General features: G+C 53.6%; 24 protein-coding genes and 1 pseudogene. 14 read left to right on the forward strand and 11 right to left on the reverse strand.

Features of this window, described 5'->3' with window-relative positions:
• Positions 1–14: 14 nt before the first annotated feature.
• Positions 15–245, reverse strand: a complete 231-nt coding sequence (locus ACZRJQ_RS16835; protein WP_463979454.1) for a hypothetical protein — start codon at positions 243–245, stop codon at positions 15–17.
• 207 nt (positions 246–452) lie between these two features.
• Complete coding sequence (locus tag ACZRJQ_RS16840) at positions 453–806, reverse strand: hypothetical protein (RefSeq protein WP_463979455.1); 354 nt, start codon at positions 804–806, stop codon at positions 453–455.
• A 209-nt stretch (positions 807–1,015) separates the two neighbouring features.
• Here ACZRJQ_RS16840 and ACZRJQ_RS16845 point away from each other — a divergent pair, with 209 nt between their 5' ends.
• The 6 genes from ACZRJQ_RS16845 (at position 1,016) to modC (ending at position 5,021) form a co-directional block, all read left to right on the forward strand.
• Entirely contained in the window at positions 1,016–1,318 is a 303-nt protein-coding gene (locus tag ACZRJQ_RS16845; protein WP_463979456.1) for a DUF1883 domain-containing protein, read from the forward strand.
• Positions 1,319–1,350: 32 nt separating this feature from the next.
• Positions 1,351–1,518: a hypothetical protein gene (locus tag ACZRJQ_RS16850; RefSeq protein ID WP_463979457.1), complete on the forward strand. Its 168-nt coding sequence runs from the start codon at positions 1,351–1,353 to the stop codon at positions 1,516–1,518.
• Between the two features lie 7 nt (positions 1,519–1,525).
• Positions 1,526–2,182, forward strand: a complete 657-nt coding sequence (alkB, locus tag ACZRJQ_RS16855) for a DNA oxidative demethylase AlkB (protein WP_463979458.1) — start codon at positions 1,526–1,528, stop codon at positions 2,180–2,182.
• A 297-nt stretch (positions 2,183–2,479) separates the two neighbouring features.
• A complete protein-coding gene (modA, locus tag ACZRJQ_RS16860; protein ID WP_463979459.1) occupies positions 2,480–3,247 on the forward strand; it encodes a molybdate ABC transporter substrate-binding protein in 768 nt (255 codons plus the stop codon).
• 2 nt (positions 3,248–3,249) lie between these two features.
• The gene (gene modB / locus ACZRJQ_RS16865; RefSeq protein WP_463979460.1) at positions 3,250–3,930 is read left to right on the forward strand and encodes a molybdate ABC transporter permease subunit; all 681 of its coding nucleotides are present in this window, start codon (positions 3,250–3,252) and stop codon (positions 3,928–3,930) included.
• 2 nt (positions 3,931–3,932) lie between these two features.
• Positions 3,933–5,021: a molybdenum ABC transporter ATP-binding protein gene (modC, locus tag ACZRJQ_RS16870; protein WP_463979461.1), complete on the forward strand. Its 1,089-nt coding sequence runs from the start codon at positions 3,933–3,935 to the stop codon at positions 5,019–5,021.
• On the opposite strand, the gene ACZRJQ_RS16875 is transcribed toward modC, so the two are convergent.
• The gene (locus ACZRJQ_RS16875; RefSeq protein ID WP_463979462.1) at positions 5,018–6,304 is read right to left on the reverse strand and encodes a Wzz/FepE/Etk N-terminal domain-containing protein; all 1,287 of its coding nucleotides are present in this window, start codon (positions 6,302–6,304) and stop codon (positions 5,018–5,020) included. The two genes, modC and ACZRJQ_RS16875, sit on opposite strands and share 4 nt — an antisense overlap.
• A 487-nt stretch (positions 6,305–6,791) precedes the next feature.
• On the opposite strand from ACZRJQ_RS16875, the gene ACZRJQ_RS16880 reads away from it, so the two are divergent.
• Positions 6,792–7,727 (forward strand): LysR family transcriptional regulator, encoded by a 936-nt coding sequence (locus ACZRJQ_RS16880; protein WP_463979463.1) that lies wholly within the window; start codon positions 6,792–6,794, stop codon positions 7,725–7,727.
• Positions 7,728–7,757: 30 nt separating this feature from the next.
• On the opposite strand, the gene fdhE is transcribed toward ACZRJQ_RS16880, so the two are convergent.
• From fdhE to hemB, 5 genes are all read right to left on the reverse strand, one after another.
• A complete protein-coding gene (gene fdhE / locus ACZRJQ_RS16885) occupies positions 7,758–8,666 on the reverse strand; it encodes a formate dehydrogenase accessory protein FdhE (RefSeq protein ID WP_463979464.1) in 909 nt (302 codons plus the stop codon).
• Positions 8,663–9,298: a formate dehydrogenase subunit gamma gene (locus tag ACZRJQ_RS16890; protein WP_463979465.1), complete on the reverse strand. Its 636-nt coding sequence runs from the start codon at positions 9,296–9,298 to the stop codon at positions 8,663–8,665. Before ACZRJQ_RS16890 ends, fdhE begins: the two co-directional genes overlap by 4 nt.
• Positions 9,295–10,203: a formate dehydrogenase subunit beta gene (gene fdxH / locus ACZRJQ_RS16895; RefSeq protein ID WP_463979518.1), complete on the reverse strand. Its 909-nt coding sequence runs from the start codon at positions 10,201–10,203 to the stop codon at positions 9,295–9,297. Before fdxH ends, ACZRJQ_RS16890 begins: the two co-directional genes overlap by 4 nt.
• An 18-nt stretch (positions 10,204–10,221) precedes the next feature.
• On the reverse strand, positions 10,222–13,275 hold the full coding sequence (gene fdnG, locus ACZRJQ_RS16900; protein WP_463979466.1) for a formate dehydrogenase-N subunit alpha: 3,054 nt from the start codon (positions 13,273–13,275) through the stop codon (positions 10,222–10,224).
• A gap of 209 nt (positions 13,276–13,484) precedes the next feature.
• The gene (gene hemB, locus ACZRJQ_RS16905) at positions 13,485–14,459 is read right to left on the reverse strand and encodes a porphobilinogen synthase (protein ID WP_463979467.1); all 975 of its coding nucleotides are present in this window, start codon (positions 14,457–14,459) and stop codon (positions 13,485–13,487) included.
• A gap of 199 nt (positions 14,460–14,658) precedes the next feature.
• On the opposite strand from hemB, the gene ACZRJQ_RS16910 reads away from it, so the two are divergent.
• The 4 genes from ACZRJQ_RS16910 (at position 14,659) to ACZRJQ_RS16925 (ending at position 18,616) form a co-directional block, all read left to right on the forward strand.
• Positions 14,659–14,955: an ArsR/SmtB family transcription factor gene (locus tag ACZRJQ_RS16910; RefSeq protein WP_019822791.1), complete on the forward strand. Its 297-nt coding sequence runs from the start codon at positions 14,659–14,661 to the stop codon at positions 14,953–14,955.
• A 54-nt stretch (positions 14,956–15,009) separates the two neighbouring features.
• Positions 15,010–16,020 (forward strand): zinc-dependent alcohol dehydrogenase family protein, encoded by a 1,011-nt coding sequence (locus tag ACZRJQ_RS16915; protein ID WP_463979468.1) that lies wholly within the window; start codon positions 15,010–15,012, stop codon positions 16,018–16,020.
• A 76-nt stretch (positions 16,021–16,096) separates the two neighbouring features.
• Positions 16,097–16,570 (forward strand): YbaK/EbsC family protein, encoded by a 474-nt coding sequence (locus tag ACZRJQ_RS16920; RefSeq protein WP_463979469.1) that lies wholly within the window; start codon positions 16,097–16,099, stop codon positions 16,568–16,570.
• 174 nt (positions 16,571–16,744) lie between these two features.
• Positions 16,745–18,616, forward strand: coding sequence for a DUF3857 domain-containing transglutaminase family protein (locus ACZRJQ_RS16925; RefSeq protein WP_463979470.1), 1,872 nt, complete (start codon positions 16,745–16,747; stop codon positions 18,614–18,616).
• Positions 18,617–18,675: 59 nt separating this feature from the next.
• Here ACZRJQ_RS16925 and pgm read toward each other — a convergent pair whose 3' ends face one another.
• Positions 18,676–20,316, reverse strand: a complete 1,641-nt coding sequence (pgm, locus tag ACZRJQ_RS16930) for a phosphoglucomutase (alpha-D-glucose-1,6-bisphosphate-dependent) (protein WP_463979471.1) — start codon at positions 20,314–20,316, stop codon at positions 18,676–18,678.
• Positions 20,317–20,548: 232 nt separating this feature from the next.
• On the opposite strand from pgm, the gene eco reads away from it, so the two are divergent.
• Positions 20,549–21,034: a serine protease inhibitor ecotin gene (eco, locus tag ACZRJQ_RS16935; RefSeq protein WP_463979472.1), complete on the forward strand. Its 486-nt coding sequence runs from the start codon at positions 20,549–20,551 to the stop codon at positions 21,032–21,034.
• Between the two features lie 72 nt (positions 21,035–21,106).
• Complete coding sequence (locus ACZRJQ_RS16940) at positions 21,107–21,430, forward strand: DUF2834 domain-containing protein (protein WP_463979473.1); 324 nt, start codon at positions 21,107–21,109, stop codon at positions 21,428–21,430.
• A gap of 50 nt (positions 21,431–21,480) precedes the next feature.
• On the opposite strand, the pseudogene ACZRJQ_RS16945 reads toward ACZRJQ_RS16940, so the two are convergent.
• Both ACZRJQ_RS16945 and ACZRJQ_RS16950 read right to left on the reverse strand, forming a co-directional pair.
• Positions 21,481–22,656: pseudogene (locus tag ACZRJQ_RS16945) on the reverse strand (PQQ-dependent sugar dehydrogenase).
• A 21-nt stretch (positions 22,657–22,677) separates the two neighbouring features.
• The gene (locus tag ACZRJQ_RS16950) at positions 22,678–23,025 is read right to left on the reverse strand and encodes a hypothetical protein (protein WP_463979474.1); all 348 of its coding nucleotides are present in this window, start codon (positions 23,023–23,025) and stop codon (positions 22,678–22,680) included.
• A gap of 277 nt (positions 23,026–23,302) precedes the next feature.
• Between ACZRJQ_RS16950 and ACZRJQ_RS16955 the strand changes: the two genes are divergently transcribed.
• On the forward strand, positions 23,303–25,789 hold the full coding sequence (locus ACZRJQ_RS16955) for an autotransporter family protein (protein ID WP_463979475.1): 2,487 nt from the start codon (positions 23,303–23,305) through the stop codon (positions 25,787–25,789).
• Positions 25,790–25,792: the final 3 nt, after the last annotated feature.

Genomic DNA, 25,792 nt, shown 5'->3' on the forward strand with positions numbered 1-25,792 from the left:
GACCGCAGACCTGATCAAATATGGATTTCGGCAAACTTGATCCCCAGCGAGCGAACAGTCTCGATTAGCGAGTCTAGGCTGGCGAAAGACTCAACTTCATCTTGGTCATCGACCAGGAAAAAGCTGCGACCTGCACTCTTCTTGAAAAATACAATCCACTCGCCAGCCATGGCCGGATTTTGAATGACGTGGGTCGCCGAGATACTCCCATCGGCATGCCGGGCTATAACGTGTTCTCGCTTCATTGTTGGTTCCAGAAAAACTGCCGCTCGAAAGCATACTCGGCGGCAGTTGTGTACAAAAAACAGACTTTATCGAGCCCCGCCCCACAACAGCGCAATGACGTAATCAGATGACAAGTGCGACTGGGGCCCATTACGCATATAAAAAATTGACGGCATTAAAACACTCGCCAAATCTTATGGGCGCACGCACCTGATCGAAGCGTTGTATTAGTTACCAGAAATACAGTGCGTGGCAGCTTGCCGAATATCACCTGGACGGATGGGCACATTAGACATGCTTTCATAAACCTTGATGCTGCTACCGCCTGAGCGCTCTTCGATATCAATTACAGCCGTTGGCCCTGAGGTGAGTTTTTGCGGGACGATAACCCGCAGACCTTCCTTGTGCGGCTCAATCTGAGGGGCTTTGCGCGTGCTTGCCAATTTTTGCACCAAGCATTGAGCGTAAGCGTCTGGCTTTTTGCCAGAGATCACACTCATCGTGGGCAGTGTCTGCTCAATGTCAGTGACTGATGCACAGCCACCCAAAGCCAACACGACCACCAATACGCCCCACTTCATACAAAACCTCCGCTAAAGACCCTACGACAACAGATCTCTAAAATTTCTCCCTGCAATCAGGGAATTAATACTGAGTAGTGGCGAAATATCTGAGTTTTGCGTCAGACTCCTCTACATGGCCGCATAATAATCCGCTTTAGCCCCTTGGTTGGACTAAAGCACGTGTTATGGTCGTGATTTTTTAGCAAAAGCCCACTTTTGGAGCCTAAATGAAATTCATTCACCAACGTGAGCACCTAAATGAAGATGACATTGTTGTCATCGAGTGCTCCCATCCCTGCAATATTCGTTTGATGAGCGATGCACACTTTCGCAGTTTCAAAAATGGCGGTCGCCATTCTTACCATGGCGGTGCCTTTGACAAGTTCCCCGCTAGAATCACAGCTCCTAGCACGGGGTTCTGGAACATCACCATTGACACCGTGAGCTCTCGAGCGATTAGCGTCACGCGCAAACCGACACTCAAGCACTCCATTAAAATCGTACGTCGCTCCAGCTCAAAACTCAGCTGAGCCTAAGCGCGACCTTTAACGCAGGAAATACCGTGGCAACCACTAAGTACGTCATCAAATACAAACTCAATGGCGAGCGTCGTTTTGAGTTCGCGTACCTTGAAACAGGCACTGTAGAACAAGCTCGCGCAGCACTTGAAGCCATTCACGGCGATTCAGACGATGTCATCACCGACATCAGCGTAAGCAAGGCACTCTAAAACGTTTATGTCCCTCGACCTGTTTGGCGAAGACGATCTGCAACAACCCGCCCGAATCGAAAGCATTGGCGCTCAAGCCTGCATACTTCGGGGATTTGCCTTGCCAAGCATCGATGACTTACTCAAGGCGCTCAATGATGCGCTGAGCCAGTCCCCCTTTCGACAGATGCAAACACCGGGCGGCTACACGATGTCGGCCCAATTAAGCAGTTGCGGCAGTCTGGGCTGGGTCACTGACGCCAATGGCTATCGATATAGCCCTATCGATCCTGTGAGCGCCAAACCTTGGCCCGCTATGCCGGCTGTTTTTTTGGAGCTGGCTCAAGCATCCGCCAAAGTAGCAGGCTTCAACGACTTTGTGCCCGATGCATGTCTGATTAACAGGTATGTCCCGGGTGCAAAAATGTCTCTGCACCAAGATAAAAATGAGCGTTCTTACAGCACGCCCATTGTTTCTATCTCGTTGGGATTACCTGCCATTTTTCAGTTCGGTGGATTTGAGCGAACTGACCCGGCACAACGAATTTCGCTGTTTCACGGGGATATTGTGGTCTGGGGAGGCGTTGACCGCTTGCGCTACCACGCAATCATGCCCATTCAACCTGGCCATCATTCTTTACTCGGCGGACAGCGCATCAACATCACCTTGCGCAAGGCCGGATGAATTGTGGCCCCTCCATATTTACCGTGAGCTTCAATACCACTCGACATAGAAAATTGTGCGGCTGAATGCACAGTTGGTCATACGACCTATTTGCGTTTTAAAGCCAAAAATCACCGTCATTAAACTTCGATTGTGATTTAAATAACGTCCGCAGGCCGGTCTTGGGCTGTAGACGTCAAGGGCTGAATGTTTTTGCTCGCAAAGCGCTATATATTTTTGTGCATACCGATTATCTTCCTACCGCCCAGCCACAACCTAATAACGATGGGCAGCCCTTGTCTTTTACGGAGTTTCGTCATGGATGTTCGCGCTCTACGCTTCGCCCCCACTGCTCTCGCCGCATTGTTGGGGTGCTTTATTGTTGGCTCAGCACAGGCTGACGAGGTTCAGGTCGCAGTGGCTGCTAACTTCACGGCTCCGATTCAAGCCATTGCAGTCGATTTTGAAAAAGATACCGGCCACAAATTAATCGCTGCTTATGGCGCGACGGGGCAGTTTTATACCCAGATCAAAAATGGCGCACCGTTTGAAGTATTCTTGGCCGCAGACGACAGTACGCCTGAGAAGCTTGAGCAAGAAGGTGACATCGCTCCTGGTTCACGCTTTACCTATGCCATTGGCACGCTGGCGTTATGGTCTGTAAAAGACGGTTATGTGGACCCGGCAGGCAAGGTGCTGGAAAAGAACGCGTTTAAGCATTTGTCCATTGCTAACCCCAAAGCAGCACCTTATGGGTTGGCGGCCACTCAGGTACTCAACAAGCTGGGGTTGACCGATAAAGTCAAAAACAAGATTGTTGAAGGCCAGAACATCACTCAGGCTTATCAGTTCGTCTCCACAGGTAACGCAGAGCTTGGCTTTGTGGCCTTGTCGCAAATCTACAAAGACGGCAAGGTCAGTAACGGCTCTGCATGGATTGTTCCCGAAAGCCTGCATGACCCAATCAAACAAGATGCTGTCGTTCTGAAAAAGGGCGAAAACAACCCCGCTGCCAAAGCCTTGAATGAATACTTGAAAGGTCCAAAAGCAGCCGAAATCATCAAATCCTACGGTTACCAACTGTAAATATGCCGCTTTCGAGTGCTGATTTTTCCGCAATCTGGCTGACGTTCAAGCTGGCGTCATTGACTACGGTTATTTTGCTGTTGGTTGGCACTCCGATAGCGTTGTGGCTAGCCCATACGCGCTCCAGATTACGAGGGCCAATTGGCGCTATAGTCGCCCTCCCCCTGGTATTGCCGCCCACTGTGATCGGCTTTTACCTGCTGATTGCAATGGGCCCGCATGGTTATGTGGGGCAAGCTACCCAGGCGCTCGGGCTGGGCACATTGACATTCAGCTTTGCGGGGCTGGTGATCGGCTCCGTCATCTATTCCATGCCCTTTGTTGTCCAGCCGTTACAAAACGCATTCACCGCTATTGGCCACAGGCCACTTGAGGTAGCTGCCACGTTACGAGCTAACCCGTGGGATACCTTTTTTACGGTTATGTTGCCACTCGCCCGTCCCGGCTTTATCACGGCGGCAATTCTGGGCTTTGCCCATACCGTGGGTGAGTTTGGTGTGGTGTTAATGATCGGAGGCAACATCCCTGAAAAAACCAGGGTGGTTTCGGTGCAAATTTACGATCACGTAGAAGCGCTTGAATATGCTCAAGCTCACTGGCTGGCCGGAGCAATGCTGGTGTTTTCATTTCTGGTGCTGCTGATGCTTTACTCCAGTCGCAGAACACAAACGAGCTGGGGCTGATCATGGCAACGCAGATCACGATTCAGCTGAACCTTAGTTACAAAGGCTTCTCACTGGACTTGGATTTACAGTTGCCTGGCAAGGGGGTGACTGCATTGTTCGGGCACTCTGGCTCGGGCAAGACCACCTGTTTACGTTGTATCGCAGGGCTTGAACGGGCTGGGCAGGGTTTTGTGCAAATCAACGATGAAGTCTGGCAAGACAGCCAGCGCAACGTGTTCGTCCCTGTACACAAACGTGCACTCGGGTACGTTTTCCAAGAGGCCAGTTTGTTTCCACACTTATCAGTACAGGCCAATCTTGAATTCGGCCTACGGCGTATTGCCCCACAGCAACGACGTGTCGATATGAGCCATGCGACTCAATTGCTAGGGATTAGCCATTTACTGGATCGGGCGCCCAGTCACTTATCGGGCGGCGAACGCCAGCGAGTCGGCATTGCACGGGCTTTGCTCACCAGCCCAAAGTTGTTGTTGATGGATGAGCCATTGGCAGCACTGGACAGCCAACGAAAGCGCGAGATCCTGCCCTATTTGGAGCGTTTGCACAGTGAGCTCGACATTCCAATACTGTACGTCAGCCATTCACAGGATGAAGTCGCACGGCTAGCAGATCACATCGTATTGCTGGACGAAGGCCGTGCGCTCGCCAGCGGGCCTATTGGTGAAACCCTTGCTCGACTGGATTTGCCGCTGGCGCGAGGCGATGACGGCGGCGTAGTCATAGAAGGCCGCGTTGTTAACTATGACGCTCATTACCAGTTGATGACCTTACGGCTCCCCGACAACAAGCAGTATCTGCGAGTGACGCACGCCCCTCTGGCGATTGAGCAGACATTGCGCGTAAAGGTGCAGGCGCGCGATATCAGCCTGAGCTTGAGCCCCAGTGAAAACAGCAGCATTCTCAATAGCCTGCACGCCACAGTCATCAGTGAAACCTGTGCCGACAATGACGCACACGTGCTTGTGCGCCTTGATGCTGCGGGCGCTGTCTTGCTCGCGCGTATCACACGCTACTCACGTGATCAGCTAGGCCTGTATCCTGGCCAATCGCTTTGGGCGCACATTAAAGCAGTGGCAGTCCTAGCCTAGATTTTTGGTTCCGGCATTTGTCGGCGCCGAATAAAATGGCGCACGGTGGCGACAGCCAAACCGACCAGTAGCCCCAGTAGTAATCCCAAGCCAACAATAAGCCCCTTCTTCGGCTTAATCGGATCAACGGGGGTTTGAGCTTTGCGATCGATACTCACCAGACCCAAGTGGCTCATATCAGTATTAAGATTGCGCAACCGCACAACTTCAGCACGCAGTGGCTCAATATTTTTCAGAAATAGATCTTCATTGGCCCGCTTACTGAGCATTTCTACCTGACGATTGACTTCAAGCAGTTGTAGTTCCTTGCGGATTTCCGAGATGCGCTCATCGGTGAAATCATCCGTGGTGCGCTTCAGGAGCGCCGTACGTTCTGCTTCCAAAGCTTGTGTCCCCATAAAGTACAAAGGGATGGCTTGCGAAGTGATTTCAGTGCGCATCAACCGAGAAGAGCTACCTTGCGCGGCATCCGCCATCGCCGAAGGGGTCGTCGGACGGCTAATCCCCAAAGACTTGGCTATAGCAATGGCTTCATTCAATTGATCGATTCGGGCATCGCGCTCGATTTTAAGCTGCAAACGCAACGCTTCTAACTCATCTTTTAGCTTGGCGCGCTGCAACGTGTCAGCCTCAACCAAGGTTGCAATTTTGCCTTCTTTGTCAGCTTTATAGCCTGAGCGGGCGGCGTTGATTTTTTCTTCCAACTCACGCAAACGGTTGTTAACAATAACTTTGAGATCAGCGCTAATTTGATCCCGTTGGGTGTTGATCGCATAGTCAACAAAACCATTGAGGATTTCGACACCATTGACTTTTTCGGGGTAAATCAATTCCAAGCGTATAAAAGGGCTCAGCGTGTCAGTTTTTTTAGGGTCTGGCTGAACCAGGTTTATCGCATCACGATTGAACAGCTCAAAACTCTGCTCTGGCGACAGCCCTTTCCTCTCCAGTGCGCTGAACAGCTGCGGGTGGTCGCGATAATAGTTCAAGCGCGTTTGATAGGACTCCAGCGCTGAGCCGACTTTGAGCAGGGCTTCTTTGGGCGGGAGTTTGTAGACCTCTGAACGGTTCAGGGCATCCAGCTCGTTAGTCGCCGCTGGGCGCAGCACAGAGCTGGCCTGGTACACCGGCGGGGTTACCAGCACGTAACCCAGTGCTATAAGGCCTGCTACCGCGGTTGTACCTGCGATAATTTTCTTTTGCTGCCAGAACGAGTGAATCAGCGCAAACAGATCAATCTCATCGGTTGGAGTTTCTATAGACGGATGCTGAATAGTTTTCAAAAAAATGCACCTTATGAGTAGAACTTCTTGGCAAGTTCAACGTTTGTCTGTTTAACCACATAAACGCTACCTGACGATACAGGTACCTAGGACAGCCTATTCTTCAAAAAGATCCTCGTTCTTTAGAATCAAGCACATACCGCCACAAAATCAAGTGATATCAAAGTGATATTTAACTTATTTAATAAATAGTTGAATCTCCGCTCAATATTGACAACTTCAGATACGCAAACAAAAGAAAAATCCTACATATTTTCTATTCCAGCATGAAATATGCGAGAGGCTGTACTGAAGTGGATTTTCCTGCACAGGCCCAATAGACGATGCGCAAAAGCACGTCTATCACCTAGACGCTGGTCAGCAGATGACTGACCGGCAGAGACGCTCAATAGCAAAGGCCTGTTCATTTGAACCCGGCATATTTCATCGGTCTGTGTAATTATCACCACCACAAAAAAGCATGCTTACGTGTGGAGTAATAATCAGCATGGATATTTTCCAGGCGATGCGGGTGTTTGTCCGCGTGGTCGATACCGGTAGTTTTACAGCGGCCGCTCAGGCGTTGGGGTACTCCACTGCGCAAACCTCACGCTTGCTTTCTGAATTGGAAACCTCGCTTCAAGCCCGGCTGCTACAACGCAGCACACGGCGTCTGGCACTGACCGAAGTGGGCACGCGCTACCTTGAGCGTTGCCGTGTGATTCTGGGCGAGGTTGAGGATGCCAATGCCGAAGCAGGTGGCGCGCATTTGATCCCGCGTGGCCATTTACGTGTGCAGTCCACCACCGGTATTGGCATCCAGTTGCTGGCACCTTTGGTGGCCAAGTACGCCGAGTTATACCCGCAGGTCAATGTCGATCTAACGCTGTCACAGCGTCAACCCGACCTGCTTGAAGAGGGTCATGACGTGGTGATCACACTGTCTGCCAACCTCCCCGACTCGGAACTGGTGGGCCAGCAACTTGGCGCGATCTACAGCGTCATCAGCGCCGCGCCCTCTTACCTTGAGAAGTATGGTGTACCTCAAACGCCGGACGATCTGGACAACCATCGGTGTCTGCACCTGATCGACCCCTTGTTCACAGACAGTTGGACCTTTCGCGATGAGAAGGGAGAACAATTGATTCGCCCTCGCGAAATTTTTCGAGTCAATGTGGCTGAAGCGATGGCCCAAGCGGCAGAAGCAGGTCTTGGGGTGTGCCTGATGCCTGATTATGTAGCCGTAGGTTCTTACCAACGCGGCTCTTTGGTGCGCTTACTGCCCAATTATCGGCTGCATGAAAAGAGCATTTACGCGCTCTACCCTTCGCGCCGATTTCTGGATGCAAAAGTCAAAACCTGGGTGGAGTTTCTTAAAGAGGAAATCCCAAAAACACTGCAAGGTCACCAGGCCATCGTTGATGACCCGGCGCATTGGGCTTAGAAGAGCGTCAGCATGGGCCGCTGGTGAGTTTTACCCCGGAAACAAAAATGGGTTGAGCCCGCTTCGAGCAAAACCTTCTTGTTCGATTTTGGCGTCCAGCACCAGCGAAGCCAGATCGTCAGCGAAAGTTTCCAGTTTGGGGTCGCGATCCAAGTACAGCACTTTGAGATAGCTATGGCAGTCCAGACAGCTCTCGGCCTTGATACTCGCCTCTTTACTGTCAAGCGACCAATAGTCCAAATTGCCGGTTTGTTCGCAATTACTGCACTTGGCACGGACCATGTGCCAACGGCTTTCACAGAGCCGGCAATGCAAGTAGCGCAGCCCATTCTGCGCCCCACCCAGCACCACACTGGTGCTCGGCTCGCTGTTACACACCGGGCAAAATTGGCGATGTTCGCCATAGTCTGCTCGACCGCTGGCAGGCAGTTGAGCTGCCATTTGCGTCCAATACAGCGACAGGGCCGCCCAGATAAATAACGCACGCCCACTGCCCACTTCACTGTGGTGACCACTTAACAAGGCACTGGCCTGCTGCTCAAGCTCGGCTGGCGGAGTCTCGCGCAAACTGGCAACGACTTCCTCTATCGCCGCCGTGGCAGCTGGCAATTTATCCAGTAACTGCATCAATACCTGCTGCCAGTAGCCATCACGTACCAGGTTCACGTAGTCCAGTGGTGCCTGCTTTGAGCCGATACGCGTAGCGGCCTCTTGCGCCAGTTGCTCAGGTAATGGCTGCTGCTCTAGTACCTGCTGCTGAGCCTGCACCAGTTCAGCCACAAAATTCAGGTAATCCCCCATCGTGTGATCGCTGGCCAATTGGCGTAAACGCTCAGCGCGACGCGAGTAATGCTGCTTCAGTTTGGGCAACAGCAACGGTGTGATGCGGCCAATACCGCCCGTGGGGGTTTCGATCGGCGTGAGCTTGATGCTGCTCATTTACTGTCCTTTTTTGCATTGACCTGTTTGAACCAACGGTCGTGGTGGGTCTTGGCCCACGCTCGGGAAACATAGCCGGTGACCATACCGCCAATTGAACCCTTGACCCAGAAGCCCATGTAGGCGTGCCCCATAATCAGGAGGATCAAACAAATGCCAGTGAGTGAGTGCATCAGTGCGCCCACTCGAATCACAGGGATCGGGAACCACGGCGCGAAATACGGGCGCCAGATCAACACACCGCTAATCAACAGCAATGTAATCAGGCTCATGATTCCCCAGAACAACAGCTTTTGCCCGGCGTTGTATTTGCCCACCTGCAACGCTTTGTTGTGACGCCCCATCAACACGTCTTTGACGTTGGCGAACCACAGACGGTCTTCAGGCTCTGGCAAGTTGTATTTGACCAACCGTACAAACAGAAACATCAGCGCCAAGAACACGACTACACCCAAAAAAGGATGAAGGATGCGTGCCAACTGCGGCGTACCCAACACTGAACTGAGCCAGCTCATGGATGGAAAAAACCACGACAAGCCCGACAGCGCCACCAACATGAAACAAATCACCATCAACCAGTGGCAAATACGCTCAGCAAACGGGGTACGCAAAATCATGTCTTTGCGGTTCATGACTGCTTCTCCTGATCCTTGGGCGCCGTGGTGTCGTCGTCTTCATGTGACTCATCGGTCGTCAATGGCCCAACGCCCACGTAGTGGAAGATGGTTCCTGCCAGGGTGGCAAAAAACGCCACGGCCGCCAGGGGTTTAAGCCAACCTTTCCAGCCCTGCACCACATTACTGATGCGCGGGTCTGCTGGCAGGTTGTGATACAGCTGCGGCCTGTCGGCATGCTGCAACACATACATCACGTGGGTGCCACCCACGCCCTGCGGGTCGTAAACCCCCGCATTGGCAAAACCACGGGTGTTGAGCTCAGCTACCCGTTCGTTACCCAAATGCTTCATGTCTGCCTTACTGCCGAAGTTGATGGCACCGGTCGGGCAGGTTTTTACGCAGGCAGGCTCTTGCCCCACGCTGACCCGGTCGATGCACAGCGTGCACTTGTAGGCTTTGTTGTCCTTTTTGCTGATACGTGGCACGTCGAACGGGCAGCCGGCAATGCAGTATCCGCAGCCGATGCAGTGATCAGAGCGAAAATCCACAATGCCGTTGGCGTATTGCACAATCGCCCCCGGCGCCGGGCAAGCCGTGAGGCAGCCCGGCTCGGCACAGTGCATGCAGCCGTCCTTGCGAATCAGCCACTCCAGCTTGCCACCCTCCTCCTGCACCTCGTCAAATCGCATCAGCGTCCAGGTTTCAGCGGACAAATCGGCCGGGTTGTCATAAACCCCAACGTTATGCCCGACCTCGTCACGCAGGTCATTCCACTCCCCGCAGGCCACCTGACACGCTTTGCAGCCGATGCAGATGGTAACGTCGATCAATTTGGCGACTTCCACTTCACTGTCACGCACCCGTGGCGCGGGCGTCAGACTGTTGGTGGCGGAGCGCTTGATAATGTCTTGTGATTGCATGGACATAAGCTATCTCCCTTAAGCCTTTTCAACGTTGACGAGGAAAGCTTTGTATTCCGGTGTTTGCGCGTTCGCATCACCCACTGCTGGTGTCAGCGTGTTGGCCAAATAACCTTTGCGGGTTTCACCTTCGTAGCCCCAGTGGCAGGGGATACCAATGGTGTCGACCTCTTGCCCCCCCACCAACAAGGTGCTGATGCGTTTAGTCACCACCGCCTTGGCCTTGATATAACCGCGCTTGGTACTGACCTTGACCCAATCCCCTTGTGCAATCCCCTTTTTCTTGGCCAGGTTCTCGCCGATTTCAATAAATTGCTCAGGCTGCAATACCGCATTGATCCGCGAATGCTTGGTCCAGTGTCGGAACAACTCGGTAATCGAATAGGTCGTGGCCACGTAAGGAAACTCGGCAGCTGTACCAAGACGTGTCTGGTCGTAAGGGAAAATCCGCACCGTGGGGTTGTAAACCATGTTCTGGTGCAAGGGGTTACGCCCGGTCGGAGACTCAGTTGGCTCGTAATGCTCCGGGAGCGGGCCGTCGACCAGCGCATCAATCGCGTAAAGCCTGCCTACACCTTCAGGCAACATGATGAACGGGCTCGCTGCACTGCTTGGAGGCAGGGTCGCCGGGAAGTCCGGCACATCAATACCGGTCCAGCGCTGGCCGTTCCACTCGATGATTTTTCGTTCTGGGTCCCACGCTTTGCCTTGTGGGTCGGCGGAGGCGCGGTTGTACAGAATCCGTCGATTCTGTGGCCAGGCCCACGCCCACCCCAAGGTGCTGCCCAAACCAGAAGGGTCAGCGTTATCACGCCGCGCCATCTGATTACCTTGTGGCGTCCAGGAGCCCGCAAAAATCCAGTTAAAGCTGGCCGTGCTGCCGTCATCGCGCAATTGCGAAAAGTCACTGAGCAACTCACCTTTACGTACGGTGATATTGCCTTGGGCGTCTTTGAGGTCTTGCAAGGCGTAGCCATTGGCCTCTTGCGCCACCTCTTCGGGCGTCGGGTCCAACGGGTCGCGGTAATCCCACGCCATATTCATCAGGGGGGCCGGGTTAGCCCCGCCCTCCTGTTGATACATCTCGCGCAGTTTCACAAACAGGTGCCCGAGGATCTTGCCATCGTGCCAAGCCTCGTTAGGCGGTGCTGCCCCCGCCCAGTGCCATTGCAACCAGCGGCCAGAGTTTACGATTGAGCCGTTCTCTTCGGCAAAACAGGAGGACGGCAAGCGAAAGACTTCGGTCTTGATGTTAGCGGGATCCACGTCGTTCTGATCGCCGTGGTTCTTCCAGAAGCTCGAGGTTTCCGTCACCAGCGGATCAATAATCACCAAGTATTTAAGCTTGGAAAGCGCTGCACTGGCCTTGTTCTTGTCCGGGAACGCCGCAATCGGGTTGAAGCCCTGAGCGATGTAACCGTTGACCTGGCCGTCGTACATCATTTCCAGATAACGCAACACGTCGTAGCTTTTGTCCCACTTTGGCAGCCAGTCAAAACCCCAGCTGTTGTCGGCAGTGGCGTTATCACCCCAAAAGGTCTTCATCATGCTGACAAAGAACTTGGGGGTGTTTTGGTAGTAATTAACCTGCTCTGGCAGCAATGTTTTGGGCGTGGTTTGTTTGAGATAGGTCGCCAGATCCGTTTGTTGATCACTGGGCAGGTTCATATAGCCCGGCAAGCGTAACGACAGCAGGCCAATATCGGTGTAGCCCTGAATGTTGGAGTGACCGCGCAACGCGTTAACCCCACCGCCCGCCATACCAATGTTGCCCAGCAACAATTGGATCATGCCGGCGCCGCGAATCATCTGCACGCCGCTGGAGTGGTGCGTCCAGCCAAGGGCGTAGAGGAAGGTCGCTGTACGGTTGGGCGCACTGGTTTCGCCGATGATGCGGCAAATCTCTAAAAAATCTTCTTTAGGCGTGCCGCAAATATCGGTCACAACCTCAGGCGTGTAGCGACTGACATGCTGTTTGAGCAGGTTCCAGACACAACGTGGGTGACTGTAGGTTTCGTCGCGTTTGGCGTGACCATTTTCGTCAAGCTCATACATCCACTCGGCGCGATCGTATTGCTTCTTCTCGGGGTCAAAACCGCTAAACAGGCCTTCATCAAAACTGTAACTGTCACGCACAATCAGCGGCGCGTTGGTGTAAGCGCGCACGTATTCGTGCTGGATCTGATCATGGGTAATCAAGTAGTTGATCATGCCCATCAAAAAAGCAATGTCAGAGCCGGCCCGAATGGGCGAGTAGATATCGGCGACGGCCGCACTGCGATTAAAGCGAGGATCGACCACAATCACTTTTGCGCCATTGCGGATTTTGGCTTCGATGACCCACTTGAACCCGACCGGGTGCGCCTCGGCGGGGTTGCCGCCCATGATCAGCACCACGTTGGCATTCTTGATGTCGACCCAGTTGTTGGTCATTGCGCCACGGCCAAGCGTAGGCGCCAGTGCCGACACCGTTGGGGCATGGCACAGGCGTGCTTGGCAATCGATGCCCAACATGCCCAGCGCACGAGTGAAGCGCTGATCCAAAAAACCGGTTTCGTTACTTGCGGCAGACGAACACAGCATGCCTGTGGTCAGCCAGCGGTTAACTGTCACGCCAGCGGCGTTTTTTTCAATGAAATTGGCGTCGCGGTCGTCTTTCATTAGCCGCGTGATGCGGGTGATGGCCTCGTCCCAACTGATGCGCTGCCACTCGTTGGAGCCCGGCGCTCGGTATTCCGGGTATTTGAGGCGTTGTTCGCTGTAGATGAAATCAATCAGGCCGGCACCCTTGGGGCACAACGAGCCGCGGCTGACCGGATGATCCGGGTCGCCTTCAATATGGAAAATGCGCGCTTTGGCGTTTTTCGCCCCATCGCCCAAGCTGTACATCAAAATGCCGCAACCCACTGAGCAATAGGTGCAGTTGTTGCGGGTTTCTTTGGCGCGCAGCAATTTGTATTGGCGCGAAGGATCTGCTTGAGCAAGTCCAGGGGCAAACCCCAGTGTCGCTACGGTTGCAGTCGCAACACCGGCCGTACAAAGTTTGACGAACTGTCTTCTTCCGACGTCCATACATCTCCTCATCACCCGTGCGCTATGCAGGGATACAGAGTCGCTCCCGCCTCACGGTGACAGGATGCGCTCAGGCTTTTTATCTAATTGACCTTAGCCAACTTCTGCTCGCACGCGAGGAAAAATTAACCCTAAGCAATATGACAAAAAGCCCTGAGAAGACATTGATGGAGGTCAACAGTGCAGCGTTTAGCTGCACTGGATCAAGGTTAGATCCCTTGCAAGGCGAGATCCATTGCAAAGTAAGTGAGGATCATGTCGGCCCCAGCGCGTTTGATTGAACCCAAGCTTTCGCGCACCACACGGGCTTCGTCGATTGCTCCCGCCAAGGCGCCGAATTTGATCATCGCGTATTCGCCACTGACCTGATATGCCGCCAAAGGCAAACGCGAGGCTTCGCGAACGTCACGAATAATGTCCAGATAAGCACCGGCAGGCTTCACCATCAGCACGTCTGCGCCTTCCTGCTCGTCGAGCAGAGATTCACGAATCGCTTCGCGTCGGTTCATCGGGTTCATCTGGTACGACTTGCGATCGCCCTTCAGCGCGCTACCACCGGCTTCGCGGAATGGGCCGTAAAGCGCCGATGCAAATTTGGTGGAATACGCCATGATCGAGGTGTCAATAAAGCCCGCCGCGTCCAGAGCACTGCGAATCGCTTGAACTTGGCCATCCATTGCCGCCGATGGCGAAATGAAATCTGCGCCTGCGGCTGCGGCCGCTACGGCTTGCTTGCCCAGATTGATCAGGGTTGCGTCGTTGTCCACCCCGTGGTCGTGCATCACACCGCAATGGCCGTGAGAGGTGTACTCGCAAAAGCAGGTGTCGCTCATCACGATCATTTCTGGCGCGGCATCTTTGCAGATACGTGCCATACGCGAGACCAGCCCGTCTTCGCGCCATGAGTCGCTACCGGTCGCATCCAAATGGTGCGACACCCCGAAGGCCATCACCGACTTAATACCTGCGCGGGCATAACGTTCAATCTCGCCCGCCAGTTTCGACTCAGGAATACGCATCACGCCGGGCATGCTGGTGATCGGCACGAAATCATCAATTTCTTCTTCAACAAAAATCGGCAGCACCAGATCGTTGAGGCTGAATTCGGTCTCCTGGAACAGGTCACGCAGGGTTTGAGTGCGGCGTAAGCGGCGAGGACGAACGGAGGGGAACTGGTTAGGCATCATGGTTCCTGATGGGCAGGTTCATAAAACAAACGTCATAAGCAGACGAGCCTCGACCAAGGCTCAGCGGGGGCAACAAATACAGGATTGATACTTCAATTGCAAAATATCCGGACGCCTGTGGTCCGTTGTCGCGGCTACAAAACGGAGCAAAAACGGCCAGTTGATCATTTCGTAAAAAAGCGTAACATGCCGCCCCATGATTCTTGAACAGCTCAAAGCCTTGGGTAATGACACTCGCATGCAAATGATGGAGTGGCTCAAAGACCCGCTCAGTAATTTTCCGCCCCAGGATCATGGTGATCCTGCGATTGGTGTGTGCGTGACGCATTTACAGCACAAGGCCGGGTTGTCGCCGTCTACCGCATCAGCCCATTTGGCCATCTTGCAACGTGCAGGTTTCGTACTGACAACACGCATTGGCAAGTGGACTTACTATCGACGCAACGAGCAGGCGATTGATGACTTTGCGGCTAGGCTGAAAATCGAGTTGTAATTTTTAACCATTCATTTCGTTATTTCGCGCAATGTAAAAACATGAGGACACCCCATGAGCACCAAAACCATCTTCGTTCAACCTGGCGGCGGCTATCACAATGTTGTCGTGGGCAGCAGCGAAGTGAGCGCCCCAGCCAGCGACGAAATCACCGTTCGCTTGCACGCCAACTCACTTAATTACCACGACTTTGCTGTGGTCAGCGGCATGTGGGGGCCAACCGAGAAGCGCATTCCGATGGCCGATGGCGCTGGCGAAGTAATCGCCGTTGGTGCTGATGTCAGCGAATTTAAAGTCGGTGATGCCGTGGTCAGCACCTTCTTCCCCGAGTGGATTGACGGCACACCCTTGGTGGAAGGTTTTGTCACTGTACCGGGTGACGGCATCGACGGTTATGCCCGTGAGCAGGTAACGGCTAAAGCGACCTCCTTCACTCACTCTCCTGTGGGTTATAGCCACGCCGAAGCGGCGACCCTCACCACTGCTGGCCTGACTGCCTGGCGTGCATTGATGGCCGATGATTCGCTGAAGCCTGGCGATACTGTGTTGGTTCAAGGCACCGGTGGCGTTTCAATTTTTGCGCTGCAATTCGCGAAAATGGCAGGTGCCACAGTCATCGCCACGTCTTCAAGCGACGAGAAACTGGAACGTCTCAAAGCATTGGGTGCCGATCACGTTATCAACTATCGCAAAGACACTAACTGGGGCGAAACCGCACGCGCACTGACCGGCGGCCGGGGTGTTGATCACATCATCGAAGTGGGTGGCCCTTCGACACTTGAGCAGTCAATGATCGCAGTGCGCGTTGCTGGGCACATTTCAATCATTGGTATTTTGAGTGGTGTCTCTGGCGCAATGAACTTTGTTCCCGCGCTGATCAAACAAGTGCGCCTGCAAGGCGTATTGGTGGGCAGTCGCACTCAGCAGCAAGACATGATTCGCGCTATCAATGCCAATGGCATGCGCCCGATCATTGATCGTCATTTCCCGCTGAGCGATATCGTTGAAGCCTTCAAGTATCAAGAGACCAACCAGCATTTCGGCAAGATCTGCCTGGACATCTAATCGGTGTGGCAACCGGATGGCGCATTGACAGTGCGCCACCGGTTTCTCTAGATTCGAGCTTTTGCCGAGCGAACTCATGAGTCTTGAATCTGTACGCGCGTTCTTCAACACCAATGCCCCAGACCTGAGCATCATCGAACTGGCCACCAGCACTGCAACCGTCGCGTTAGCCGCACAGGCACATGGCGTTGAGCCGGGGCAGATCGCCAAAACGCTGGCATTTCGGGTCGGTGATCGCAACGTGCTCTTGGTGGCCCGAGGCGATGCGCGCATCGATAACAAAAAAATCAAACTCGCGCTTGGCAGCAAAGCCAAGATGCTTGATGCCGACACAGTGGTGGCGCTCACCAGTCATCCGGTCGGTGGTGTATGCCCATTTGGGTTGGCCACTGACTTGCCTGTGTATTGCGATGTTTCCCTCAAAGACTTCGCCGAAGTCATGCCCGCTGCAGGTGCAACCCACACAGCTGTACGCATTTGCCCTACGCGGTTGGCAGAGTTGGTGAAAGCGGAATGGGTAGACGTCTGTCAGGCCGTAGAGACAGTCTGACAAATGAGCTGAAGGCTCTATTACGGGCATTACAGCTTCATTAATTGTCAGACAATGTAGAATCCGTACTTGAGATCGATTATCATCCGCGCCTTCTGCTGCGCCCTCCTTCGACCTACATAAACCAAAAACTCGCAGGAGGGTGCTGATTTAAGGGATTAATTTGAGGCGCACATGCACCGCTTTTCTTTTAGCAAATCGTTGATTTGCGCAACATTGGGGATCGTCACTCTGCCGTCTTTCGCGGCCCTTCAACCCGTGTCAGAAGCAGCGCTAGCTGCCGAAACCGACAGTTCATGTCATTTCAACCAAGACACCAGCTACGATTGCACCTCAACCTATCGCTACACGATTTTGAGCAATAACGGTCGCGACATGCTTTCGCGCATCGATTTCGCCTTCCCTGAAACTGACACCCTGCAAGTGATTAAAGCCGAGTCCACACAGCCCGGCGGCAAGCCCGTTGCACTGTCCGAAACACAAATTGACACGCGCATGGCACCCAACCCCGACCAAGGATTCCTGCGTTTAAAGCAAACGTCTCTGGCCTTCCCCAACCTGCGCGTCGGCACACTCATCAGTTACACCCTGCGTGAACATTTTGCTGCCAAACCCCTGACTCAACACTTCCATTACGCCATGGTATTTGCGCCTAATGCTGTGCGTATGGACCGCTACAAAAGCAGCTTTACGGCCGATAAACCGATAATTTGGCGCAGTGAGTTAATGGAAGATTTCACCTTTACGCCATCTGCCGATAACAAAGCGTTAGTCGTGCAGTTGAATAAACCGCGTTTCGTGAACTACATCAATGAAGCCGAAAACGGCTTTATTCGTCGCGTACCGCGTATGGAACTGGGCAGTACCAGTCAACTTCAAGACTACTTCGGCACGTTGGCCCAACGTTACAACGACATTGTGACTGCCAAGTTGCCTGCAACCAGCGCACAAGCAGTAGCCCGCGTAAAGGGCTTGCCCGTCGAGCAACAGGTGTCGAGCTTGATGCAGCATATTCATGACCAATACCGCTACTTGGGCGATTGGCGAGCGAGTGATCGTGGGTACGTGCCCTTTACCCTGTCGGAGATCGAAGAGCGTGGTTATGGCGACTGTAAGGACTTGGCGGTACTGCTAACAGCCATGCTCAACGCTAGCGCAATTAAAGCCCAAATTTCCTGGGTGAGTCGCGGCACAACGGCCCTGGACTTGATGCTTGCGGGTACCAACGCACCCAATCATGCCATCGTGCGTGCCGAGGTTAATGGCAAAGTTTGGTGGCTCGATCCCACTAACCCAGTGTTCTTCCCGGGGCGTTCACTGCCTGATATTCAGGATCGCTGGGCGCTGGTGATCGACCCGCAGGGCAAGGTTCATCAAGACCACATCCCGCAAGAACCGCCCACGCTTAGCATGGCGCTCAAGAAATTCGAACATTTCAACGCACAAGGTGAGGCTCAAACCACAGCCAGCATTGAGATGAGCCAAATGACCCTGATGCAGCTCAGTGTGGCAGACACACAGTCAGGCATTTCGGGGACCAATCAGAGCCTGTGCAATAACTTCGGCAAGGAGATTTCAAACTGCAACATCACGCGTGACGAAACTGGCTTCGTGGTGCCTGAGCGCTACAAGGTGCAGGCCGTGCTCACTAACGTGCGCCCACTTGAAAACCTCTCCGGGCAGCACGTGTATCAACCAGCCTTCATGGCCGGGCGCTGGGGTGGCCTAATGAACTACCGTCGCACAGGGCAATTGGCTGACTTGTATCTGGCTGATCCCGAGACAGTTAATTACGAGATCACCCTCTCTGGCGCCAAGGTTGGTAACGACATCAACGCCTGTAAAGTGCGCTCGCCCTGGTTTGATATGAACTTGAGTGCCAAGCAGGTCAAAAACGAGTATCGCTACCAGTACACGCTCACACAAAAGCACGCATGGTTAAGCCACGACGAGATCATGAGCGCACCTTTTGAAGCGATGCTGAATGAAGCGCGGCGCTGTAATGACCAGATGCAGCAAGTGGTGCAACTGAGCACCAAGGCCTGATGCCTTGATGTGCCGTGAATCAGCCTGACCCTGTTGCGGGGTCAGGCTTTGTTACAGCTTTAGGCGATGGCTGCATCTACTAGCACTTGAGCTTCAGCTACCAAACGCTTGAGATGTTCGTCACCAATAAAGCTTTCGGCGTAGATTTTGTAAATATCCTCAGTGCCCGAAGGACGTGCGGCAAACCAACCGTTTTCAGTCATTACCTTCAGCCCGCCAATGGGCTGATTGTTGCCAGGTGCATGGCTAAGAATCTGCGTAATCGCCTCACCTGCCAGCGTCGTCGACTTAACTTGCTGCGGTGACAACTTACCCAGCAACGCTTTTTGCTCAGGGGTCGCCTTGGCGTCCACCCGGGTCGAGAACGGCTGGCCCAAGTCATCCGTCAGCGCTTGGTAAAGCTGCGAAGGATCCCGACCTGTTCGAGCCGTCATTTCTGCTGCTAGCAGTGAAGGAATCAAACCATCCTTATCCGTTGACCACACTGTGCCGTCGCGACGTAAGAACGAAGCGCCTGCGCTCTCTTCGCCACCAAACCCCAGCGAGCCTTCAAACAAGCCATCCGCAAACCACTTGAAGCCCACCGGCACTTCATAGAGGCGGCGATTCAAGCGAGCGCTGACCCGATCAATCAAGCCACTGCTGACCACGGTTTTACCCACAGCAGCATCTGCGCACCATTGCGCACGATTCTGGTACAGATAGTCGATGGAAACAGCCAAGTAATTGTTGGGCGCCAACAACCCCCCGGTTGGCGTAACAATGCCGTGACGGTCATGATCCGGGTCACACGCAAAGGCAACATCAAAACGCTCTTTGAGCCCGATCAACCCCTGCATGGCATAGCTGGAGGACGGGTCCATGCGGATACGACCATCCCAGTCAACACACATAAAGCGGAAGGTTGGATCTACCGAGGTATTAACCACTTCCAGATTCAGGCGGTAGTGCTCAGCAATCGCTGACCAGTAGCGCACACCCGCGCCACCCAACGGATCGACACCCAGACGCAGATTAGCGCCTCGAATGATGTCCATATCAATCACGTTTTTCAGGTCTGCTACGTAGGTGTTCAGGTAATCGTGACGATGAGTGGTATCGGCTTTCAGAGCCTGCTCGTAACTGATGCGTTTAACGCCTGCCAACTTGGCCGCCAACAACTCATTGGCTTTGGCCTCAATCCACTTGGTGACATCGGTATCCGCCGGGCCACCATTGGGTGGGTTGTATTTGAAGCCGCCACTTTCTGGCGGGTTGTGCGAAGGCGTAATCACTACGCCATCCGCCAACCCTGTGGTGCGACCACGGTTGTAACAAATAATGGCGTGAGAAATCGCCGGAGTCGGGGTGTATTCATCCCCCGTAGCAATCATGGCTTCAACACCGTTACCAGCAAACACTTCCAGTGCGCTGGCACCGGCCGGGGTCGACAAAGCGTGTGTGTCGATCCCGACAAACAGCGGGCCATTAATCCCCTTTGTCTGGCGATACAGACAAATGGCCTGACTAATTGCCAGCACATGCCACTCGTTGAAGCTCAACTCAAATGAGCTGCCCCGATGCCCGGAAGTACCGAAAGCAACCCGCTGGGTAGCAATCGCTGCATCGGGCCGACCGGTGTAATAAGCGGTCACCAGTCGCGGAATATCGACCAGCAATTGAGCTGGAGCCGGCTTGCCCGCAAGAGGACTGAGTGTCATGCAAAACCTCTGAAAAGGATGGTACTGAAGAAAAACGCAGTTTACTGGCACTTCGACACTGGCGAGAAGCAATCTATCCCAACAACGCGTTTTTATTCTTCACCCGCCGATTCTTGATCACAATCACCCGAGTAAATTTGCATCGAACACTCACTCATGGCAAAACTGCGGCACTTATTTGCAGTTCCTCGATCCAAGCGCACACTTATTTCGTTCTTAACAAGGAAGCAGCATGAAACCACTCGTCATCGGCGCGGCCTTATTGTTCTCCATGAGCACGCTATGCAGCGTGGCTAACGCCGGCAACAAACTGGAAGATGTAGCGCCCTACCCAAAAGCCGAAAACGGTTTTACCCGCCAAGTCATTCACTTGCCCAAGCAAAAAAACGAAGACGATTACAAGGTGCAAATCCTTGCGGGCAAAACCCTGCAAGTTGACTGCAACAAGCAACGTTTAGGCGGCAAGCTGGAAGAAAAAACCCTACAAGGTTGGGGCTATCCGATGTACCGCCTCAATAAAGTCAGCGGCCCGATGAGCACGCTAATGGCCTGCCCTGGCGGTAAAACCCATCCCGAATTTGTGCCCGTGGTCGGCGATGGTTTCATGCTGCGTTACAACAGCAAGCTGCCCATCGTGATTTACGTCCCTAAGGACATCGAAGTGCGCTATCGCATCTGGTCAGCGTCCAAACAAGTCAAGCAAGCGGTTACTGAGTAACTCAGCGTTGGGCCACGGCCTTGAGGTCGTGGCCCATTTAGATACAGCTGTCCAAAACAAGGAGTGTTCACATTGACGCGTATCGCCCTGCCTCTGCTTGTACTGATCGCCTTTGCGGCTTACACCTTCAGTGTGATGCTCCAGGCCCAAGAGCCGTTGCTCGACTTCGGTATCCGCTTGATGTCACAGCCTGACACGGCTCAGGTCGTGATTGATCTCTACGTGTTGGGCGCACTGGCGTGTATCTGGATGTACAAAGATGCGCGCAGCCGTGGCCAAACACTACTCAGCGTAGTGCCTTATTGGTTGATCACAGCGCTGTTTGTCTCAATGGGCCCTTTGCTGTATTTGGTGGTGCGTGGCGTGCGTGACGCCAAAAACACACCACCACGTTGATTCGAACACGATAGCCAGGCCACCACCTGACCCTCGTTTGATTCACTGATCTATTGCAGCCCAACACGGTATAACCCGGCACTGTCCTCATCGGTCAGCACGTACAGGTACCCATCCGGGCCTTGGCGCACATCGCGGATACGCGAATTCAACTCACCCAACAGGCGTTCTTCGTGTATCACTTTGTCGCCATCGAGTTGCAGTCGAATCACATTTTTATCAACCAGCGACCCGATAAAAACGCTGTGCTGCCACGGCTTGAAACGATCGCTGTTGTAGAACGCCATGCCAGTGATACCAGGCGATTTCTCCCAAACGTGATGCGGCCCCTCAGTGCCTTCAACGTGCTTACCTTTGGCCTCAGGAATGGGTTGTGATGAATAGTCGATGCCATGGGTTGCCAGCGGCCAGCCGTAGTTTTTACCACGCTCAATCACATTGATTTCATCTCCACCCTTGGGCCCGTGCTCGTGAGTCCATAAAGCGCCTGTCCACGGATTCAATGCCGCACCTTGCTGGTTACGATGACCAAACGACCAGATTTCGGGTTTTACCCCTTGCGCACCGACAAATGGGTTGTCGTCTGGAATGCGTCCATCAGGGAAAATCCGCACGACCTTACCTTGCAGTTTGTCCAGATCCTGGGCCGTTGCACGCTGGTTATTTTCGCCAAGGGCAATAAACAGATACCCCTTTTGGTCAAAGACCAGACGCGAACCAAAGTGGTTGCCCGTCGATAGCTTAGGTTGCTGACGGAAGATCACCTCAAAATCGCTCAGCTTGGTTAAATCAGCCGACAAACGCCCTCATCCAACGGCAGTTGCGGCCTTATCCCCCTCTCCATCGCCTTCAGCGTAAGACACATACACAAGCCGATCTTGATAGAAGTCTGGGGACAGCACGACATCAAGCAAGCCGCCCTGCCCTTTATTCCAAACCTGAGGCACACCCGAAAGGGGTGCAGAAAGTTTGCCCTCAGGGCTTACAACGCGAAGATTTCCTGCACGCTCCGTGACCAATATCCCTTGTTTGTTCGGTAGAAATGCTAACGCCCAAGGATGACTGAGGCCTTCCACTACTGAGGTTGCAGTCACAACACCTTGTTCAGACTCTGATGATTGCGCATCGCTTGCGCAGGCAGTCAAAGTCACATTCAACATGGCAGTGGCAGTGGCAGTGGCAGTGGCAGTGGCACACAACGTAGCGAGCAAGGTTTTACGTAACATAAACAGTCCTTATTTCAGCCCCTAGCGTTGAGTTCCCCGCTGCAACGACGGCGCAGTGGGTCTAAGGGTTTGCGGTGTGGAAGAAGGCCGCGGGTAACCGTTACCCACTTCGCCATTTTCGATGGTAGGCATTTTGAACGTTGGCAGGGTTGATGGCCCGCGTACTGGCGGCGTGCTCGATATAGAGCCTTGACGGCTATTTGGGTTTATACGTCGAATCGTGTTGTCGGCAGGAACTGCTCTTTGCATCTGTGTGTTTTGCGCCAATTCCAGAGGCGCTAGTTTGCCCATCGAGATTTGGGCCTGAGCCTGCGAAGCAAATACGCTCATGACAATCAAACAGAATACGCAGCTTTGGGTCTTGATCATGATGCCCTCCGATTCCACATCTTCTAAGCCTTTGAGGGCGCGCCATCTAACAGGTTCGTTTTTCATCAAAAAAAACATCCTTGCATGCTTGGTACAGGCCTGTTGCGGATAAATGCTTAGTAAGCGCCTGATAAATAGCTTGAACAAGCTGATAGATCTAACAGGTTTCACGTCTCGCTGTTTATCGTTATAACCCGTTTATAACCATCCACCCATGAGCACTAAAAACAAAGGGTGTGCAGTGATGGCTCTCTGATCCACTTTCAGGATTTGAACCATGCTAACTATTAATAAAAGCCACGTATTTGCTTTTTCACTTTTAAGCCTTGCACTGCAAAGCGCCCAGGCCGCCTGCACTTTTAGTCCAACGGCTGGCAATGATAATTATGTGTGTGACAGTGGCAGCGCCCCCTCACTGATTGATGTGCTGGGTAACAATAGCCTTACGTTACCGGCCGCCAGTACAGGCAGCATCAATGGCCCCGTCACATTCGGCTCTGGTACGGATAGCATCAATATCAGTGCGGGGCTTATTACCGGCGCCGTCGACCAAGGTACTGGTATCGACGATTTCGTCATGTCCGGCGGGCAAATTCAATCGCTGGCCCAAGGGGATGGTCGCGATACATTCCTGATGACCGGCGGCAAAATTGTTGGGGCTTTTGAGGATGGCGATGTCGCAAAAATGACGGGGGGCAGCATTGGTCGCGTCAACATGAAGCTGGATAACAACATTTTTGATATGTCCGGCGGGGAGATCATTGGCAACTTAGTCACCGCGTTCGGCAAAGACACCATCATCCTTTCCGGTGGCAGTATCGGTGCAAATATCAGCGTCAGCGGTGGCGATGATTCGGTCACCATCACTGGAGGCACAGTCGGGGGGCAAGTGCTGATGAGTGTCGGGAATGACACATTTGTCTGGCGGGATGCAGGCACTGTCAAAGGTGCGGTATTGATGGCCGATGGCAATGACACAGCGCTGCTCGCCAATCTGACAGAAAGCGTGCTCTCGTCTACCCCACAAATCGACGGTGGAACAGGCGTTGACAGCTTGACCTTTGAGGGCAGCAGCCCACAAAACGGTGCGCGCTACATCAACTGGGAAAGTGTCGCACTGACCCAAGGCTCAAGCCTTACCTTAAATGACTCACTGATACTGGGCGACAGTGTCAGCGGCACAGGTAGCTTAAGCATTGACGCCACCAGTGGCCTGAACTCAACCCAAGGCGTGATTTCAGCATTTACGGCGGGGCAAAAAGCGAGCGTCAACAATGCTGGCTTAATTGACCTGACCTCCAGTGGCGCCTCAACCAATGATCGGCTCACTATCGTTGGCGACTATACGGGCAACGGTGCTCGTCTTAACGTACAAAGCGTATTGGCCGGTGATGATGCCCCCTCTGATCGTCTGGTTGTTTCGACTGGGACTCTCTCGGGAACCACGACCCTCAACGTCAGCAACCTGGGCGGCACAGGTGCGATTACCACGCAAAACGGTATTCAGGTCGTCGAGGCCAATCTGGGCGCCAGCAGCAGTGCTACGGCGTTCACTTTAGGTCAGCCACTGTCAGCAGGCGCTTATCAGTACTATCTATTCAAGGGTGGTGTGACAGCAGGCTCTGAAAACAGTTGGTATTTGCGCTCCGCCGTCGTGGCCGCGCCCGCAGCGGTGCCGCCCGTGGTGGTGCCGGTTGAACCAGGCGAGCCACCGGTGACGCCACCTGTTCAGCCTCCAGTCATACCGCCCCCTGTGCCCGCGGTTGGCACGCCGACGTTGCCGGTTGCAGCGCCAGGTCAAAGCATCACGTTGTATCGCCAAGAAGTACCGTTATACGCGGTGGTTCCACCGGCAGCAGCGCTCTTGGCTCAAACAACTCTCGGTACGTTTCATGAGCGCCAAGGAGACCAGAGTTTGTTGAGTGAAAATGGAGCCATTCCCGCCGGATGGGTTCGGGCTTTTGGCAGCCAAACCCGGCAAAGTTGGTCTGGTACGGTTGCGCCAAGTTTTGATGGCTCAATCAATGGCTACCAGATAGGCCACGACCTTTTTGGCTACACCCATGACAATGGCTATCGTCAACGCGTGGGGCTATTCGTCAGCCATGCACGACTGGATGGCGGCGTCAAAGGCTTCAATCTGGGCTTTCAAAACAATAAAGCCGGGGACATTCGGCTCGATGGCGACAGCCTTGGCGCTTATTGGACCTTGATCAGCCCGCAACAGGCCTACATTGATGTCGTGGCAATGGGCACGCGTTATGACGGGCGCAGTCGCTCAGAGCGTGGCGTAAAACTTGATCTGGATGGCCATGCCACCAGCGTGTCAGTCGAAGCGGGCTACCCCATTGCAGTTTCATCCCGCTGGCAAATTGAGCCTCAAGCGCAAATCATCGGCCAGCACGTTTCGATGGACAGTGCCAGCGATGGCATTTCAGCGGTTGGATTTGACACACAAGACTATTTGAAAGGTCGCGTTGGCGCTCGTTTGAATGGGGCATATCAAGTGGGCAAGGTGCCGGTAGCCCCCTACGTGCGCACCAACCTCTGGCGTAGTTTTGGAGGCCGTGACGCAACCACTTACGACGGGGTGCAAGCCACAAAAACAGACCACAGCGCCAGCACTATGGATGTTGGGGTCGGCGTGGTTGCACGCCTCAGTTCCAGCGTCAGCGTTTATGCAAGTACCGATTACAGCGCCAACCTGGACAGTCGAAATCAGGAGGCCATCAGCGGCTCCTTGGGTTTGCGGGTCAGTTGGTAGGCT

It is taken from the genome of Pseudomonas sp. E315 (assembly GCF_055406205.1).

What these genes read in the sequence shown, in the direction of transcription:
- ACZRJQ_RS16835 (WP_463979454.1), bottom strand. Translation starts at nt 245, where the DNA reads ATGAAGCGAGAACACGTTATAGCCCGGCATGCCGATGGGAGTATCTCG.
- ACZRJQ_RS16840 (WP_463979455.1), bottom strand. Translation starts at nt 806, where the DNA reads ATGAAGTGGGGCGTATTGGTGGTCGTGTTGGCTTTGGGTGGCTGTGCA.
- ACZRJQ_RS16845 (WP_463979456.1), top strand. Translation starts at nt 1,016, where the DNA reads ATGAAATTCATTCACCAACGTGAGCACCTAAATGAAGATGACATTGTT.
- alkB (WP_463979458.1), top strand. Translation starts at nt 1,526, where the DNA reads ATGTCCCTCGACCTGTTTGGCGAAGACGATCTGCAACAACCCGCCCGA.
- modA (WP_463979459.1), top strand. Translation starts at nt 2,480, where the DNA reads ATGGATGTTCGCGCTCTACGCTTCGCCCCCACTGCTCTCGCCGCATTG.
- modB (WP_463979460.1), top strand. Translation starts at nt 3,250, where the DNA reads ATGCCGCTTTCGAGTGCTGATTTTTCCGCAATCTGGCTGACGTTCAAG.
- modC (WP_463979461.1), top strand. Translation starts at nt 3,933, where the DNA reads ATGGCAACGCAGATCACGATTCAGCTGAACCTTAGTTACAAAGGCTTC.
- ACZRJQ_RS16880 (WP_463979463.1), top strand. Translation starts at nt 6,792, where the DNA reads ATGGATATTTTCCAGGCGATGCGGGTGTTTGTCCGCGTGGTCGATACC.
- fdhE (WP_463979464.1), bottom strand. Translation starts at nt 8,666, where the DNA reads ATGAGCAGCATCAAGCTCACGCCGATCGAAACCCCCACGGGCGGTATT.
- ACZRJQ_RS16890 (WP_463979465.1), bottom strand. Translation starts at nt 9,298, where the DNA reads ATGAACCGCAAAGACATGATTTTGCGTACCCCGTTTGCTGAGCGTATT.
- fdxH (WP_463979518.1), bottom strand. Translation starts at nt 10,203, where the DNA reads ATGCAATCACAAGACATTATCAAGCGCTCCGCCACCAACAGTCTGACG.
- fdnG (WP_463979466.1), bottom strand. Translation starts at nt 13,275, where the DNA reads ATGGACGTCGGAAGAAGACAGTTCGTCAAACTTTGTACGGCCGGTGTT.
- hemB (WP_463979467.1), bottom strand. Translation starts at nt 14,459, where the DNA reads ATGCCTAACCAGTTCCCCTCCGTTCGTCCTCGCCGCTTACGCCGCACT.
- ACZRJQ_RS16910 (WP_019822791.1), top strand. Translation starts at nt 14,659, where the DNA reads ATGATTCTTGAACAGCTCAAAGCCTTGGGTAATGACACTCGCATGCAA.
- ACZRJQ_RS16915 (WP_463979468.1), top strand. Translation starts at nt 15,010, where the DNA reads ATGAGCACCAAAACCATCTTCGTTCAACCTGGCGGCGGCTATCACAAT.
- ACZRJQ_RS16920 (WP_463979469.1), top strand. Translation starts at nt 16,097, where the DNA reads ATGAGTCTTGAATCTGTACGCGCGTTCTTCAACACCAATGCCCCAGAC.
- ACZRJQ_RS16925 (WP_463979470.1), top strand. Translation starts at nt 16,745, where the DNA reads ATGCACCGCTTTTCTTTTAGCAAATCGTTGATTTGCGCAACATTGGGG.
- pgm (WP_463979471.1), bottom strand. Translation starts at nt 20,316, where the DNA reads ATGACACTCAGTCCTCTTGCGGGCAAGCCGGCTCCAGCTCAATTGCTG.
- eco (WP_463979472.1), top strand. Translation starts at nt 20,549, where the DNA reads ATGAAACCACTCGTCATCGGCGCGGCCTTATTGTTCTCCATGAGCACG.
- ACZRJQ_RS16950 (WP_463979474.1), bottom strand. Translation starts at nt 23,025, where the DNA reads ATGATCAAGACCCAAAGCTGCGTATTCTGTTTGATTGTCATGAGCGTA.
- ACZRJQ_RS16955 (WP_463979475.1), top strand. Translation starts at nt 23,303, where the DNA reads ATGCTAACTATTAATAAAAGCCACGTATTTGCTTTTTCACTTTTAAGC.